This is a genomic window from Pseudomonas sp. CGJS7 (assembly GCF_036961695.1).
On the sequence record NZ_JBAMDI010000123.1, the window covers coordinates 1 to 17,418 of the forward strand.

6 protein-coding genes are annotated in these 17,418 nt (G+C 69.9%); all 6 read right to left on the reverse strand.

The annotated features are described in order from the left end of the window. Positions 1 to 279 (reverse strand): hypothetical protein (locus tag V7787_RS42490; protein WP_336093631.1); only part of this gene is annotated, 279 nt, incomplete at its 3' end. After that, on the reverse strand, positions 276 to 1,418 hold the full coding sequence (locus tag V7787_RS42495) for a saccharopine dehydrogenase (protein WP_336093632.1): 1,143 nt from the start codon (positions 1,416 to 1,418) through the stop codon (positions 276 to 278). The genes V7787_RS42495 and V7787_RS42490, both read right to left, overlap by 4 nt. After that, entirely contained in the window at positions 1,415 to 3,157 is a 1,743-nt protein-coding gene (locus V7787_RS42500; protein WP_336093633.1) for an ABC transporter ATP-binding protein, read from the reverse strand. Before V7787_RS42500 ends, V7787_RS42495 begins: the two co-directional genes overlap by 4 nt. Then, entirely contained in the window at positions 3,157 to 4,947 is a 1,791-nt protein-coding gene (locus V7787_RS42505) for an ABC transporter ATP-binding protein (RefSeq protein ID WP_336093634.1), read from the reverse strand. The genes V7787_RS42500 and V7787_RS42505 overlap by 1 nt, the downstream gene beginning before the upstream one ends. After that, positions 4,944 to 10,475, reverse strand: a complete 5,532-nt coding sequence (locus V7787_RS42510) for a non-ribosomal peptide synthetase (RefSeq protein WP_336093635.1) — start codon at positions 10,473 to 10,475, stop codon at positions 4,944 to 4,946. Before V7787_RS42510 ends, V7787_RS42505 begins: the two co-directional genes overlap by 4 nt. 66 nt (positions 10,476 to 10,541) lie before the next feature. After that, complete coding sequence (locus V7787_RS42515; RefSeq protein WP_336093637.1) at positions 10,542 to 17,105, reverse strand: amino acid adenylation domain-containing protein; 6,564 nt, start codon at positions 17,103 to 17,105, stop codon at positions 10,542 to 10,544. Positions 17,106 to 17,418: the final 313 nt, after the last annotated feature.

Genomic DNA, 17,418 nt, shown 5'->3' on the forward strand with positions numbered 1-17,418 from the left:
CGACATGCGCACGCATTCGGCCAGTTCCTTGCTGGTCAGGCCGGCATCGCACAGCACGGCGCGGCCTTGCCGCAGCGCGGTCGCCGCCAGTTCGCCCGCCGCCGCGCAGCCGGCGCCGATCCAGACCGCGTCGATGCCGTCGCCGGCCTGCGCGAGCGGGTCGTGCGCCGCGTGAGCGTTGAGATACGGCCGCTGCGCCGCCAATGCAGCGTGCTGGGCTTCACCGAAGCCGTCGCCGCACAGCAGCAGCGAACGCGTCGAATTCAAGGCGCGATTCACAGCGCGCCTTCTTCGGCTTCGGCGCCGATGCAGGCCGGAATCGGACCGTCGAAGACCTGCAATACGCTCAGCGCGCCGCAGTCTTGCAGCGCCTGCATCGCCGTCGCCGGGTCCAGCGCCATCGCCGCATAGTGACGGCCGGCGGCGATATCGGCCGTGGCCATCGCCTGCGCGGCGACCGCGGCGAAACCGCCGCTGAGCGCGGCATTGCCGGGTGCGCGCAACAACGCCGAGACGCAGGCGCGTTCGCCGTCGAGCTGGCACAGCAGGGTGGCTTGCGGCGTGCGGCCGGCTAAATCCAGGGCGCTGGCCTGTTGCAACAAGGCGATCGCTTCGGCGCGGGGCAGGGCATGGGCGCGGTCGAACGCGGCCAACACATGCCGGCCTTCGACCGCGCTGAACCAATCGCCGTCGCGCAGATCCAGTGCGCGCGCCAGGCGTTCGCCTTCGCGATTGAGGTAAGGCAGCAAGGCCACGGGGCCAGCGAAGAACGGCAGCGTCGCATCGCGTTGCCGCCGCGCCGCGCCGCTGCGTCGCCCATGCTCGCGCCAGGCCGCCAGCGGCTCGCTGCTGCCGTCGCCGGCACCGTGCAGATAGTCGTCGGCGGCGACCGCAGTGAAAAGATCGTTGAGTCCGAGATAACTGCGCAGCTGCCGCGGCGCGGCGATCCGCGCGGCCAGCCAGCGCGGCAGCAGCGCGCTGACGCCCGGTTGCATGCCCGCCGACAGCAAGGCGCGCCGGCCCGAGCGCAGATAAGCCTCTGGATCGAGCAAGGCGTACAAAGCATCGTCGCCGGCGGCATCGACGTAGTCGGCTTGCGCCGCCAATGCCGCGAGCGCGACCCGGTCGCCGATGCTGTGCGACGGGCCGGCGCAGTTGAGCACGACCCGGCTGCCCGCGACGAAACCGCCCAGCGCTCGCGCATCGAACAGATCCACCGCGACCGCTTCGATCTCGGCGCCGCGCGTGGCTTCGCCCAACTGCGCCGCCAGCCGCCGCGCCGCTTCGCCATCGCGTCCGCCGATCCGCAGCCGCGCCGGCAGACCCGTCGCCGTGCGCAGGCGCAACCACGCACGCACGGCCGCGCGGCCGATGTCGCCGTAACCGCCGAGTACGGCCAGATCGCAAGTCGCGCTCATGCGGCGGCCTCCGCGCCCAGGCGCCAGCCGCGCGCACGCCGGCGTTCGTGCCAGAACGCGGCGTAGCGCCCGCCCTGGGCCAGCAATTGCTCGTGGGTGCCGGCTTCGGCGATGGCGCCGTCGGCCAGCACCAGGATCCGGTCGGCGCTCATCACTGTGGGCAGCTGATGGGCGATGACCAGCAAGGTCGCGTCGCGCTTGAGCCGGGCGATGGCGTCCTGCACGTAGCGCTCGTTCTCCGGGTCGAGCGCGGCGGTGGCTTCGTCCAGCAGTACGATCGGCGCGTTCTTGAGCAGGGCGCGCGCCACCGACACGCGCTGGCGTTCACCGCCGGACAGCGCCGCGCCGCCTTCGCCGACCCGGGTCGCCCAGCCTTGCGGCAGGCGCGCGACGATTTCCTCGACCCCGGCCAGGCGCGCGGCTTCGGCGAGATCGGCGTCGCTGGCGTCGCGGCGGCCGACCCGGATGTTGGCTTCCAGGGTGTCGTCGAACAGGTACACGTCCTGCATCACCGCGGCCAGTTGCGCCATCAGCGCTGCGCTGGTCTGCGCGCGCACGTCGCAGCCGCCGACGCGGACTTGGCCGGCGTCGACCTCATGAAAACGCATCAACAGCCGGGTCAGGGTGGTCTTGCCCGAGCCGGAGGCGCCGACGATCGCGGTCATGCTGCGCGGCGGCAGCCGCAGCGACAGTTGCCGCAGCACCGGTTCGCCTTGGCGATAGGCGAAATCGACCCGATCGAACTCGACCGCGCCGGGTTCGCTCGGCGACTGCGGCTGCGCCGGCTCGGCCAGCGGCGCTTCGTCGAACACCGCCGCCAGACGGCGCAGATCGTTGTCGGCCATGCGCAACAACCCGCTGCGCGCCGCCGCTTCGGCCAAGGGGCCGACGAAGCGCGCGGCCAGCGCCAACAACGCGACCAGTTCGGCCGCGCCGATCTCGCCGCGCAACGCCAGCACCACACCGACCGCGACCATCGCCGCGAACGCCAATTGCACCGACAAACCACCGGCGAGCAAACGCGGGAACGTCTGCGTCAGCATCGAGCCGGCGGCGTCCTTCTGCGCCGCGATCGCCGCTTCCAACGGCGCATAGCCGTCGCTGGCGCGGCCGAACGCGCGCAGGGTCGCCTGATTGCGCGCGAACTCGACCACCCGGCTGCTGGCCAGGGCGCCGGCCGCATCGACGCGTTCCTCGCTGCGGCCGATCGCATTCGACGACCAGCGATGGGCGAGGTAGATCAACGGCGTGCACAGCAGCGCGGTCGCGCCCAGGCGCCAGTCCAGCGCCAGCATCGCCAGCGCGATGGTCGCCGGAGTCACCACGCCGCCGACCACCGGCCCGAGCAGGTGGGCGAAGACGTTGGTGACCATCATGGTGCCGCCGGTGGCGCTGCGCGACAGACGCCCGACCTTTTCCGAACCGAACCAACCCAGCGGCAAGCGCGCCAGGTGATCGCCGAGGCGTTCGTGCAGGCTCGTCAGCACGGTCAGCGCCAGACTGAAACCGAGCATGGCCTGGCGATACCGCGCCAGACAGGTCAGCGCGACCATCGCCGCCATGCCCAGCAGCCAGCGGCCGGCCAGGGCGAGATCGCCGCTGAGCAAGGCTTGCAGCACCGGCACCAGGAACACCACGCTGAGCCCCTCCAGCACGCAGTAGGCGATCAGCCAGGCCAGGTAAGCGTGCAGGGAGCGGTCGTGCGCCGGTCCGAGGATTTTCTTCAGCCGCGACAACATCAGACGGCTTCCTCTGTCTGGATGGAGACGCGCGTAGCGTCGTTCGCTTCGCTGCCTTGGGCGGCGCGCCACATCCGCGCGTACAGGCCGTCGGCCGCGAGCAGTTCGCCATGGGTTGCGCTTTCGGCGATGCGGCCGCGATCGAGCACCACGATCCGGTCGGCGCCGGCGATGCTGGCCAAGCGGTGCGCGATCACCAGCACCGTGCGGCCGCGCGCCAGCGCCGACAACGCATCCTGGATTTGCGCTTCCGACTCGGGATCGGCATGGGCGGTGGCTTCATCGAGGATCAGGATCGGCGCATCGGCGAGCAGGGCGCGGGCGATCGCCAGGCGCTGGGCCTCGCCGCCGGAAAACGCGGCGTCTTCGCCGATGACCGAAGCGAAACCGCGCGGCAAGCCCGCGATCCGGTCGAAGATGCGCGCGGCGCGGGCGGCGGCGATCATGTCCTCGTCGCTGGCGTCGGGACGGCCCAGGCGCAGGTTGTCGGCGACGCTGCCGTGCAGCAGTTGCACGTCCTGCAGCACGAAGCCGACGTGGCGGTACAGTTCGCCCGGCGCGATCTCGCGTACGTCGACGCCGCCGATCCGCACCGCGCCGTCGCTCACGTCGTAGAAGCGCGGCACCAGCTTGGCCAGCGTGGACTTGCCCGCACCCGAAGCGCCGACCAAAGCGGTGACGGTGCCCGGGCGGCACTCCAGCGCGATCCGCTCCAGGACGCGATGCTCGGCGTCGTAGCCGAAGCTCACCGCGTCGAATTCGATCCGCGCGTCCTGCGGCGAACGCGGCTGCGCCGGCTGCGGCAGCGGATCGGCCGCGAGCAAGGCATCGATGCGTTGCGCCGAGGCCAGCGCCCGGCGCTGCGCGGTCATGCTCTGGTTGAGCGCGAGCAGGGTCTGCGGAATCGCCACCGCGATCAGCGCCTCGGCGAACAAATCCAGCGGCGTGACCCAGCCGCGCCCGATCATCCAACTGCCGCCGGCCAGGCTGACCAGCAGGATCACCGGCACCGACAGCGCCATCGAGCTCAGCGCTTCCAAGCGCAACAGCGGCCGCACCCAGCCGGCGTAGCGCTCGCTGAACTCGGTCACCGCGCCGCGGTAGGCGCGATGCGCGCGGCCGGTCTGGCCGAACGCCTTGACCACGGCGATGCCGTGCACGAACTCGACGATCGCCGCGCTGACCTTGGCGAAGCTGGCGTCGAGCTGGACCATCTTTTCGCCGAAGCCGCGCATCATCCAGGCGTAGGCGAGCAGATAGATCGGCAGCGTCGCCACCGCCAGCAAGGCCAGCCGCCAGTCCAGCCACAGCAGATAGGCGACCCCGGCTGCCGGCAACACCAGCGCGCCGACCCATTCGACATCGTGATGCGCGGTCAGATGGTGCAGATCCTGCAAATCGTCTTGCACGGCCTTGCGCACCTGGCCGGAGGTCTTGTCCGAGTACCAGCCCAACGGCACCGCGCCGAGCTTGGCGACCAGCGCCCGGCGCAGCGAGGATTGCAAGCGATGATCGGCGAGGTGGGTCAGCCACAACGCCGCGCCGGTGCACAGCCAGCCGACAGTCAGGCCGGCGACGATCGCCGCGGCCACCTTGGCCACATGCGCCGGATCGATCGTCGGCGCCAGCAGCGCCCGCGCCAGTTCGGTCAGGCCGACGAACGGCGCCAGCGCGGTCAACGCGCCGATGCCGCCGAGCAGCATGCCCGCGCGGGTCAGATGCGCCACCGGCCGCCGCAGCCGCGCCAGCGCCTCGTTCGGTGCCGCGCTCGAGGCTTCGGCTTGGCTCACAGACGGCTCCGCAAGGCGTCGTACAGATGCGCGGTGGTGGTCGCCACATGCGGCGGTTCGACCACGCTGAAGTGGTTGCCGGGTACATCGATCAGACGGAATTCGCCCAGGCAGGCGTTCTCCCAGAACGGCGCGGCCAGATGGCCGACGCCGCCGGTGATGCCGAAGGACTGTTGCTCGGCGCAACGCAGGAAGGTCATGTCGCCCAGGTAGGGCGGGGGATCGAAGCGCGCGGCGATCATGCTGTGGCGACAGACCCGGAACAGCGCCGGCACCAGTTCGACCCCGACCGGAATGCCGGCTTGCGAGGCGGCGGCGTTGGCGTATCCGGCCAGACGCTGCTCCTGGCTCAGCTCGTGGCGACGCCGCACCGCCGCGGCCAATGCGTCCATGCCCGCGTCGCCGCTCAGCGCGGCCATCGAACCGGCCGGAACCCGGCGGTCGTGTTCGCTCATCAGCCGCTCGATCGCGCGGTAAACGTCGAAGTCGCTGATCTCCTCGCCGAACACCGCCTTGACCGGGTCGAGGTTGAGGTTGGGCACGAAGATGGCTTCGAACGCCAGTTCCTCGTCGGTCTCGATGAACATCGGGATGCTGTCGACCAGCGACAGGTCGATCACGTCCAGGCCGCGTTCGAGCAGGCGCCGCGCGACTTCGGTGGCGAGCAGGCCGCCCAGGCAGTAGCCGATCAACTGGAAGCGGGTGTAGCCCTCGTCGATCAGGCGCTGGGCGTAGTCGTCGGCGACGCGTTCGATCAGTTGCTTGGGTTCGATCGCCAAGTACTGCTCGGTGTCGGCCACGGCCACGCCGATCACCGGCCCCAGCGCCTGCACCGCCAAGGCTTTGCCCAGGTGCTGGAAGTAGTCCAGGGTGCCGAGCGCGGCATGGAACATCACCCGCACCGGCCCCTCGCTGCCGCCGCCGAACGGCACCAGCAGCGAGTTGCTGCCGGCGCGCCGCAACGGCGGCGCGGCCGCGTCCGCATCGGCGGGCGACGGCGCGACCGCCGCGCTGGCGCCGGCGTCGCGACGCAGCAGACGCGCCAAGGCCGCGACCGTGGGCTCGTTGAGCATCTGCCGCAGCAGGGTGTCGTAGGAGTTCTCGGCGGCTTCGGGCAGTTCTTCGCGCAAACGTCCGGCCACGCGCGCCACGATCAGCGAGTCGGCGCCGCGGTCGTAGAAATTTTCGCCGCGGCCGATCCGGGCTATGCCCAAGGCCTGCGCCCACAGGCCGCCCAAACGCTGTTCCAGTTCGTCGGCCTCGTCGGAACCGGCGCCGGCATCGCTGTCCGCGCCGGCGCACACGCGCCAGCCGCCCAGGGTCTTGCGGTCGATCTTGCCGTTGCCGGTGAGCGGCAGGCGGTCGAGGATCTGCAACTGCGCCGGCAGCATCGACGCCGGCAAGCGTCCGGCGACGAAGGTTTCCAGCGCGGCGACATCGAGCGCAGCGTGGTCGCGTTTGAAGCGCGCGGCGAACACGTGCATGGCGTTGGCAGCGAGCGGGTGATCGGTCTCGGGCAGGCACCAGGCCAGTTCGCCGCCGTGCGCGCGGACGCGTTCGATCCACGCCTCGCGAGCAAGGAACGGGCTGCCGCCGTGTTCGCGGTCGCCGCCGCCGGGACTCATCATGAAGCCCTGGGTGAGCAGGATGTGCGGGTGATCGGCGGTGGGCTCGGTGAAGACCAGCCAGCCGTCCGGCGCCAGCAGATCGACCGCCGCGGCCAATGCGCGGTCCAGATCGGCCACGCTGTTGAGCATGCCTGCGCACAGCACCACATCCGCGCCGTTGGGTCGCAGGCCTTGAGCGCGGTAGTCGCTGTTGAGATCGAGCAGACCGAAACGCATCCACGGATACGCGGCGAAGCGTTGCCGCGCTTCGGGCAGGAAGAACGCGGTCATGTCGGTGAACAGATAGTCCACGTCCAGGCCGTCGAGCACCGGCGCGACCGCGGCGGTGGTCGCGCCGGTACCGGCGCCGAGTTCGAGCACGCGCAGCGGCGCGCCCTCCGCGCGGGCGCTGGCCAGACGCTGGATCAGCGCGGCGACGGCGTGGTTGTTGAAGCGCGCGATCGGGTCGTCGCGGTACAAGGCCAGCGCGGTGTCGATGCGGCCCTGCGGGAACAACAGTTCGAACGGGTTCTGCCGATCGTCCAGCAGATCGTCGATGCGCTGGACGTGGTCGCGGTGATAGTCCACGAACGGCTGGCCGCACAAGCCGGCGTCGATGCGCGCTGCCACCGCGTCCCAGGCCGCGTCGACGGCGGCGGCATCGACCTCGCGCAGGCGGCGGTAACCGCCGTCGGCGTCCTGGCCCAGCCAACCGTGCGCGAGCAAGCGCCGCAGCCAATGCCGCACCAGCCAGCGATGGCGTTCGTGCACGCGCGCATCGCCGAGAACCTGTTCGGCGCTGTAGCGCGCTTGGTCGGAAGCGAATGCGCCGCGCCGCACCAGTGTGTGCAACATCGACGCCAGCGCCGCGGCATGCAGGTCGCGCACATGCGCGGTCGCCACCGACGCATCGAATTCGCCGGCGTGGCGGTCGGCATAACGGCGGGCGCTGTCGCGCAATCGCTCGTGCTGTTCTTGTACCTCTTGCTCGGACTCCAGCTCGCGCCGCGCGCTTTCGACGAAACCCAGCAGCGCGGGTTCGCCGCTGTCGCGGCCGGAGACCACCACCGTAGCCGCGGCGACCTGCGGGTGCGCCAACAACGCGGCCTCGACTTCGCCCAGTTCGATGCGATGGCCGCGGAGCTTGACCTGACCGTCCTCGCGGCCGAGGAATTCGAGCTCGCCGCCCGGCAGATAGCGGCCGAGGTCGCCGGTGCGGTACAGCCGCTGACCGTCGCGCGGATGGACGAAGAAGCGTTGCGCGCTCAGTTCGGGATCGCCCAGATAGCCTTGGGCCAGACCGGCGCCGGTGATGTACAGATCGCCGGGCACCCATACCGGCACATCGCGCAGACCCGCATCGAGCACGCGGAAACCCTGGTTGGCCAGCGGCAGGCCGTAGGGAATGCTGGCCCAGGACGGATCGACGCGTTCGATGCGATGGTAGTTCGACCAGATCGCAGCCTCGGTGGCGCCGCCCAGTCCGACCAAATTCAACTGCGGCAAATGCCGATGGATCTGCGCCGGCAGCGTCACCGCGATCCAGTCGCCGGACAGCAGGGCCAGTCGCAGGCTGGGCAGCGCGGTCGGCGCGCTGTCGAGGTAGTGCGCGAGCATCTGCAATTGTGCCGGCACCGAATTCCAGACGGTCACGCCATGCGCCGCGATCAATTCCGCCCAGTGCGAAGGATCCGCGCCGCGGCCAGGGTCGGGCAGCACCACGCTGGCGCCGCAACCGAGCAGGCCGAAGATGTCGTACACCGACAGATCGAAACCGAGCTGGGCCAGCCCCAGGCCGCGATCGCCCGCGCCGATGCCGAAGCGTCGGTTGACATCGTCGATGGTGTTGAGCGCGGCGCGGTGACTGATCATCACGCCCTTGGGCTCGCCGCTGGAGCCGGAGGTGTAGATCACGTAGGCCAGCGCGTCGGGATCGCCCTGCGGCGGTTGCGGCAATGCCGTAGCCGCGGCGATGTCCTCCAGCGCCAGCGACTGCACCGAACTCGGCCAATCTGCCGCGTCGATCAGCGCCCGTTGGCTCAACACATGGCGCACCCGCGCGTTGGCCAGGATCTTGTCGCGCCGCAGCGCAGGCTGTTTCGGGTCCAGCGGCAGATACGCCGCGCCGGCCAGCAACGCACCGAGCACCGCGACCAGTTGCCCGACGCTCTTGTCCAGCACCACCGCGATCCGCTCGCCGGGCTCGCAACCCTGCGCCCGCAGCGCATCGGCGACGCCGCCCGCGCGCAGCGCCAGTTCGCGGTAACTGATCGCGCCGTCGCGATCGATCGCCGCCACCGCGTCGGGCGTGCGCGCGGCCTGGGCGAACACTTCGGCATGCAGCAATCCGTCGGGCAGCGCCGCGGCGGTGGCGTTGGCACGCTCGCGTTCTTCGCGCTGCCACGCCGGCAGCGGCGGCGGATCGACCGCGCTCCAGGCCGCGTCGCTGTCGGCCAGCGCGTACAGCAATGCGCCGAAGGCCGTGTGCATGTCTTCGATCAGCCCATCGGGAAACACGCCTTGGCGCACGTCCCAATGCGCGGTCAAACCGTCGGCATCGTCCATCACCTGACAGTCCAGCGTCACTTGCGGCGTCTGAGTCACGCCGACGCCGGCACGACGGCCGCTGATCGGCGCCTGCCGCGCCGCCGCGCCGCGCAGGCCGATCGCGCTGGTGAACACCACCGGCATCACCGCGGCTTCGCGGCCGCGCCGGCGCACCATCTCGCGCACCACTTCCACGCCGGAGAACAGGCGGTGATCCAAATCGGCGAACAACTGCCGGCCCAGATGCTCGGCCTGAGCGGCGAAAGCGGTATCGGCCGGCGCATCGACTGCAAGCAAGCCGACCGAGGTGAAATCACCGATCAGCTGGTCGACCTGGGCATGCAGCGGCAGCCGATTGAGCAGGGTCAGATTGAGGCTGAAGCGGTCGCCGCGGCTCCAGCGCCGCAGCACCTGCGCGTAAGCGGCGAGCACCGCCACCGACGGGGTGAGCCCGTGGCTGGCCGCGCGTTCGCGCAAGCGGCTCCATTGCGCTTGCGGCAGGGCGAAGCTATGGCGGCGGAAGCGCACCGGCGTGGTGTTGGCGGCCGCGGGCGCGGCCGGCAGTTCCGGCGCCGGCGGCAGTTCGTCCACGCGTTCGAGCCAGTAGCGGCGATCGCGTTGATAACGCGCACCGTCGCGCAAGCCACGTTCGGCCAGCAGGTAATCGCGGAAACCGATCTGTAACTGCGGCAGTTCCGCGCCGCGGCCGGCCAGCAACAGGTCGAGTTCATCGAACAGGATACCGGCGCTGGCCCAGTCGGCGATCAGCGCGTCCATCGAGAAATGGACGATGTCGCCCGCGTCGGTGCGGGTGTGGCGCAATTCGAACAGCGGCCAGACGTCGCTTTGGTAGATGCGGTGATCCATCTGCGCGCGGGTCTGAGCCAGTGCGCGTTCGCGCACTTCCGTCGTGGCCGAACTCAGATCCTCGCTGGCGATGACGTAGTCGGGCACTTGTTCCAGCACCCGCTGGTAGCCGTCGCGCTCGACCACCGCGCGCAGCATGTCGTGGCGCTGGATCAACGCGTTCCAGGCCGATTGCAAGGCCTGCGGGTCCAGTTGCGGGTAGCTCAGTTCCAGATAGCCGTGGCAGGCCACGCCGCCGTAACCGAACGAGTCCTGGCGCCCGAGCAGGTAGGCGGTCTGCACGTCGGTAAGCGGGAACGGCGCGTGCCGCTGGGCCGGATCGGCGACTACCTCGGGCGTGCGCTCGCGGCTGAGCAGATCGACGATCTGGGCCTTGTGCTCGCGCAGCAGCGCCTTGTGTTGCTCGGTCAGCAGGTCTTTCGGCGCGCGGAAGCGCAATTGGCCGGCGTCGGCCCACAGTTCTACACCGAGGGCGTTGAGCTCGTTGATGATCTTGGCGGCAGGCATGGAAGTAAGCGTTCCCGGAAGAAGGGCGATGAAGAGGGAAAGGCGGGCAGGGCGGGGGCGATGGCGCTAAAGCACGCCTTCTTCCATCGATTGGCTGGCGTGATGGGCCTGGCGCAGCGATGCGGCGACCTGGTGCAGGCGCGGCGCGGCGAACAGCCGCGGCAGCGGCAGCTCCAGTCCATCGCGCCGTCGCACCTGTTCGAGGTAGCGGGTGGCCAACAGGCTGTCGCCGCCGAGGGCGAAGAAACCGGCGTCGCGGTCGGCGACTTCGACTTCCAGCAACTGCGACCAGTCGTCGGCGACTGCGCGTTCCCACTCGTCCTGCGGCGGCTGCGCCGTCGCCTCGTCGCGGCCGTCGTGCCACAAGCGTTCGAGTTCGCTTGCGAGCGCGATGCGGTCGATCTTGCCGTTGCCGCTGAGCGGCCACTGCGCCAGCGGCAAAACGCGTTCGGGCCACATATGCGCGGGCAGCGCCGCGGCCAGTCGTGCCTGCAAGGCTTCGCTGTCGAAGCCGTCGGCGGCGATCACCGCCGCGCCCAGGCGGCGGGCGCCGGCCACGGTTGCCACCAGCGCCACGGCCGCGGTAACGCCCGGCTCGGCCGACAACACGCTTTCGATCTCGCCCAGTTCGATGCGATGGCCGCGGATCTTGACCTGATGGTCGCGACGGCCGAGGAATTCGAGCGTGCCGTCGGGCCAATAGCGGCCGAGATCGCCAGTGCGATACCAGCGCTCGCCGGCGTGTTCGACGAATTGGCGCGCGGTGATCTCGGCCGCGCCGTAGTAGCCGCGCGCCACGCCGGCGCCGCCGATCCACAGTTCGCCGGGCACCCAGTCCGGGCTGTCGCGGCCGCTGCTGTCGACCACCCGGAAGCGTTGCCGCGACAGCGGTCGGCCGTAGGGAATCGAACGCCAGTCGGGATCGACTTCGGCGACTTCGTGGAAGTTCGACCAGATTGCGGCTTCGGTGGCGCCACCGAGCGCGACGAAGCGGCAGTTCGGGCGTTGCGCGGCGAGCCGGCCTGGCAAGTCGAGGCCGACCCAGTCGCCCGACAACAGCGCCAGCCGCAATGCGCCCGGCGGATGCTGCGGCGAGCCGACGGTCAACAGCATATCCAGCAGCGCCGGCACGCTGTTCCAGACCGTCGCCTGATGCGCACAGGCCAGTTCGTGCCAGCGCCGCGCATCGCGACGCGCCTCCTCCTCGATCAGCACCAGCGATGCGCCGAGCGACAGCGCACCGAAAATGTCGTAGACCGACAGGTCGAAGTCGAGCGCCGAAACCGCCATGAACCGGTCGTCGCCGTCGACGCCGAAGCGGCGGTTGACGTCGGCGATGGTGTTCCAGGCCGCGGCGTGCGAAATCTCCACGCCCTTGGGCTCGCCGGTCGAGCCGGAGGTGAAGATCAGATAAGCCGTGTCCTGCGGCGAAGCGATTATCGGCTGCGCCTGCGGCGTCCAGGTCTGGGTGCCGGCGTAATCGAGAATGCGGCGTCCGCTCGGGTCGAGCCCGTCCTCATTGGAGACGATGCGGCGCACCTGCGCCTGAGCGAGGATGCGTTCGCGCCGCGCTGGCGGCTGATCCACGCCCAGCGGCAGATAGGCCGCGCCCGCGGCGAGCACGCCCAGCACGGCGGCGATCTGTTCCGGACCCTTGGGCAGATTCACCGCGACGATCTCGCCGGCGCCGGCGCCATCGGCGCGCAACGCCGCCGCCGCCCGCAACGCGCGTTCGGCGAGTTCGCCGTAACTCATTGTCCGGTCGTTGCCCCAGCGCAGCGCGACGCGCTCAGGCGACTGGCCGGCGATACGGAAGAACGATTCGTGCAAGCTCGCGTCCGTGTGCGCCGCGTGGTCGGCGGTCGCAGCGGCACGCACTGCGCGCTGCTGCGATGGCTGCAAAGCGGGCGCAGGGGCCGACCAATCCGTCTGCGCCAGCCAGTCCAGCAGACGCAAGTAAGCAGCGAACATGGTTTCGATCAGCGCTTCCGGGAACAGGCCTTCGACCGCATCCCAGTTCAAGGCGATGCCGCCGTCGGCTTCCACCACCTGATGATCGAGCCAGACCTGCGGGGTTTGAGTCAGCCCCCACACCTGCCGGCTGAACGGCCCGTGCTCGGCCGCGCGGGTGCCGCCGGGAACGCCGAGCGCGCTGGTGAACACCACCGGCATGCCGATATCGCCGTGTCCGTGCGAACGCGTCAGCTCGCGCACCAACGCGACGCTGGACATCGCCCGATGATCGAGCGCGCGGCCGAGTTCGCCCTGCACGCGCCGCACCCGGGTGCGCCAGTCGTCGCCGGGTTCGGGGCGATAACCGACCAAGGTCAACGAGGTGAAGTCGCCCATGACCCGATCGATCTCGGGGTGCACGTCCTTGCGATCGAACAAGGTCAGATTGAGCGACAGCTCCGGCTGCGCGCTCCACTGGCTCAGCACTTCTGCGAAGGCCGCCAGCAACACGCCCGACGCGGTCACGCCGTGTTCCGCGGCGCGGGCGAGGATGGTTTGCCAACGCGTCGCATCGATCGCGCCATCGTGACGGACGAAGCGCGGCGGGCGGATCTGGGCCGGATCGCAAGCCAGCGGCAGTTGCGGCGCCGACGGCAATTGCGGCAGCGCTTGCTGCCAATAGCCGCGCGCCGCGGCGAGTTCGGCCGCATCGGGCGCGCAGTGCTGCAGATAGTCGCGGAAGCTCAGCGCCGGCGGCGCCAGTTCCTGGTCCGGGCGTTCGTACAGCTCGGCCAGTTCGGTGTAAAAGCGCAGGATGCTCAGGGCGTCCAGGATCAGATTGTCCAGGCTCACCGCCAGCCGGGTGCGGCGGCCCGAGCGTACGGCGCGCACGCAGAACAGCGGCCATTGGGTCGGATCGAACACCCGGTGCGCGCATTGCTCGCGCAGCTGCGCCTCGGCGGTGAGCGGTTCGTCGCCGCCGTCGACGCAATCGATCGCGTACTCGGGCACCCGTTCGAGCACGCGCTGGCGGCCCTGTTCGTCGAACACGGCGCGCAGCATGTCGTGGCGCTCGATCAGACGATTGAGTGCGCGTTGCAGGCGCGGCAGGTCCAGATCGGTGGCGTCGTACTCGCGATAGAAATGGCAGCCGACGCCGCCGAGCACGAAGCTTTCATCGCGTCCGAGCCAGTAGGCGCGCTGCACCTCGGTCGGGTCGAACGGCTCGTAGCGATTTTCCGGATATGCAACGAGCTTCGGCGCGCTCGCCTCCGGCGCCGCATCGCCCAGCCGCAAGGATGCGGCGAATTCGGCCAGCACCGGGCGTGCGAACAACTCGCCCAACGTCGCGCCGTTCAAGCCTTGCGAACGCAGGGTGCGGACCAGCCGGGTCGCCGACAACGAGTCGCCGCCCAGGGCGAAGAAGCTGTGCTCGCGCCCGACCTCGGTCGCGCCGAGCAGCGCCGCCCAGGCATCGGCGACGCGTTGTTCGATTTCGCCGCGCGGCGGAGTGAACGCCGGCCCGGCGTCGCGAGTCAAAGCGTCGACGGCCTTGCGCAGGGCAGGGCGGTCGATCTTGCCGTTGCCGGTCAACGGCAGCGCGGGCCGCAACCACAGCCGTTCGGGAAGCATCGCCGGCGGCAGACGCTCGGCCAGGAATTCGCGCAGCGGCTCCCAGCGCGACGGGGGCTGACGCAGGTCGATCAGCTCTTCGGCGGAGCTTTCGCGTGCGACCACCACCGCGGTCAGTCCGCGCTCGCCGACCACCGCCACCGCTTGCGCGACCTGTTCGCTGGCGCCGAGCGCGGCTTCGATCTCGCCCAACTCGATGCGATGGCCGCGCAGTTTGACCTGGAAGTCGGCGCGGCCGAGGAACTCGACGTCGCCATCGGCCCAGTAACGGGCGCGGTCGCCGGTGCGGTACCAGCGCACGCCGTCGAGTTCGAGGAACTTCTGCGCGCTGCGTTGCGGATCGCCGCGGTAGCCGCGGGCGACGCCGTCGCCGCCGATCCACAGTTCGCCTTCGACATAGTCGGGGCAATCGCGGCCGATCGCATCGACTACGCGCAAGCGCACGTTGCCCAGCGGCTTGGCGTAGGGCACCGATTTCCAGTGCGCAGCCACTTGCTCGACTTCGCAGAACGTCGAATGGATCGCGGTCTCGGTGGTGCCGCCCAAGGCGATGAAGCGGCACGACGGCGCCCAGCGCTTGAGCCGGCCCGGCAGGTCGAGGGTGACCCAATCGCCGCCGAGCAAGACCGCGCGCAATCGCGGCGCGGGCGCGTCGTCGCCGGCCGCGCTCAGGGTCATGTCGAGCAAGGCCGGCACGCAGTTGAGCACGGTCGCGCGATGACGTTCGCCAAGCGCAACCCAAGCAGCGGCGTCGCGCCGCTCGTGCTCGCCGATGCAGATCACCGCGCCGCCCACCGACAACGGCGCGAACAGGTCGTACACCGACAGATCGAATTCCAGCGCCGACAACGCCAGGGTGCGATCGTCCGGGCCGAGCGCCAGGCGGCGGTTGAGATCGTCGATGGTGTTCATCGCCGCGCCGTGTTCGATCTCCACGCCCTTGGGTTCGCCGGTCGAGCCGGAGGTGTACAGCACGTAGGCCAGATCGGTGTCGGCGCCGGGAACCGGCTCGGCCAGTGCATCGGCCGGGTCGAAGGCCGGCAACGCGTCCAGCAGGTAAGCCACCTGCGCGGCATCGCAGATGCGCTGGCGACGCAGTGCGGGCTGGTCGATGCCTATCGGCAGGTAGACCGCACCGGCCGCGAGCACGCCTAGCGCCGCGACCGCTTGCTCCGGCCCCTTGGGCAAGTGAATCGCCACGGTATCGCCGCGGCCGACGCCGCGCCGGTGCAGCCAGCCGGCCAAGCCGAGCGCGCGTTCGGCCAGTTCGCCGTAGCTCATGGTTTCGCGCTCGCCCCAAAGCAGCGCGGGACGCTGCGGCTCGCGTTGCGCGCATTCGAACAAGCCGTCGTGCAAGCGCTGGCGCGAACGCGGCGCGGCGCTGGCGTTGGCGGCTTCGCGCTGCGCGACCTGCGCACTCGGCAGCAGACTGCCCGGCGCGGCGCGCCATGCTGACTCATCGTCGATCAGGCGATCGAGCAAGCCGCTGTAGGCTTCGAACATGGCATCGAGCACGCCGGGCGCGAACGCATCCTCGCGCGCGTCGATGTTGACCAGCAGACCGTCGTCCAGTTCGGTGACCTGGGCGTCCAGCCATACCTGCGGGCCTTGCGAGATGATCCATGAGGCCTGGCCGAATTCGCGCTTGACCCGCTCGGGAAACAACTCGCCCAAACCGAGCGCACTGGTATAGACCACCGGCGCCAACACCTGCTCGCCGCGGCTGCGCGAAAGCTCGCGCAGCACTTCCACGCCCGAGCAGCCGATATGGCGCACATCGGCGTGGAAGCGTTCCTGCAGGGCGGCGGCGCGTTCGGCGAATCCGCCAGGGCGGGCGCCGTCCCAGGCCAGCAGCAACGAGGACGTGAAATCGCCGACCAGCGCGCCGACCTCGGCGTGCAAGGGCTCGCGGTCGAACACCGGCAGATTGAGCGAGAACCGCGGCTCGGCGCTCCAGGCGGTCAGCGCTTCGGCGAATACCGCGGCCAACGCCATCGCCGGGGTCAGACCGTGACGGCGGGCGTGCGCTTCGAACGCACGCATCCGCGCCGGCTCCAGCCAGCGATGGCGGCGCAGCACCCGGGTCGCGCCGAGCACGGCATCGTGCGCGGCGACCGGCAACTGCGGCGCGCCCGGCAGTTCGGCCAGCCGCTCGAGCCAGTAGCGGCGGTCGGCGGCCAACGCGGCTGCGCGTTCGGGTGCGTTCAGCGCGGTTTCGCGGTCGCGCAGGTAGCGCGCGTAGCTGTAGCCGATCGGCGCGGGGGCGGGGTCGGCGTCGGCATAGAAAACCGCCAGGTCGCCGAGCAGGACGCGCAAGCTCAAGGCGTCGGCGGCGATCATGTCCAGGTTGACGTGCAGACGCGTGCCGCCGATGCGCACGGTATCGGGCAACAGCGACAACTGGATGTCGAACACTTCGCCCGCGCCGATGTCCAGGTGACGGTGCGAAAGCGAGGCGCGGGTGTCTTGCAGCGCCTGTTCGGCAGCGTCTTTCGACATCGCCCGCAAGTCGTGCACGCGCAGCCCTGGCCAACCGCTGCGCGGCAGCACGCATTGTCGGCCGTCTTCGAGCACGCGCACGCGCAGCATCGGGTGGCGCTGGATCAGACGCTCCACTGCGCGTTGCAAGCGCTCGGGTTCGAGCCCGGTTCCGTCGAACTCGTTGTAGAAGTGCGCGGCCACACCGCCCAACTGCTGACCTTGTGCGCGGCCGATCCAGTAGGCGTGCTGCATCAAGGCCAGATCGAACGGCGCGTGTTCGTCGAAATCGCGCGCGTCGGCGGCGACTGCGGGCGCCGGCGGGGCAGGGGCGAGGGCGGGTTTGCGCGCGATCAGGCTCTGCCAGGCGGCCAGGCTGGGCTGCTCGGCCAATTCGGCAAAGCTCACCGCGATGCCCTGGCGCCGCCATTGCCCGGCCAGCCGCATCATCGTGATCGAATCCATGCCCAACTCGATCAGGTTGCGGTCCTGGGCGATGTCGGAAACAGGTAAATCGAGCAGTTGCGCGAGCTGATCGCGCAACTGGGGGGAAGCTTGTTCGTCCATGTGAGACCCGTGGCGAGGGATGGAACGCGTTGATCGAGCGTGCTGCTCATCACATAAATGTTATGTTATAACATTATGCACAGACGACGCAGTCACACAATGCCATGGGAGCTTTGTATTCGCAAATGATAATCATTAGTATTTGTTGACGCCGTCACGTTGAACGGCATCGCCAATGCGCGCGTCTTGCCGACTTTGCTCTCGCCAGTCGCACGACCCGCGCTTGCGCCGCAACGATCAACGCATCGCGGCGACAACCGCCGCTTCATCCAAGCCAGCACGGTCTGTTGCCGAACGCGCGATGCGCGACCGG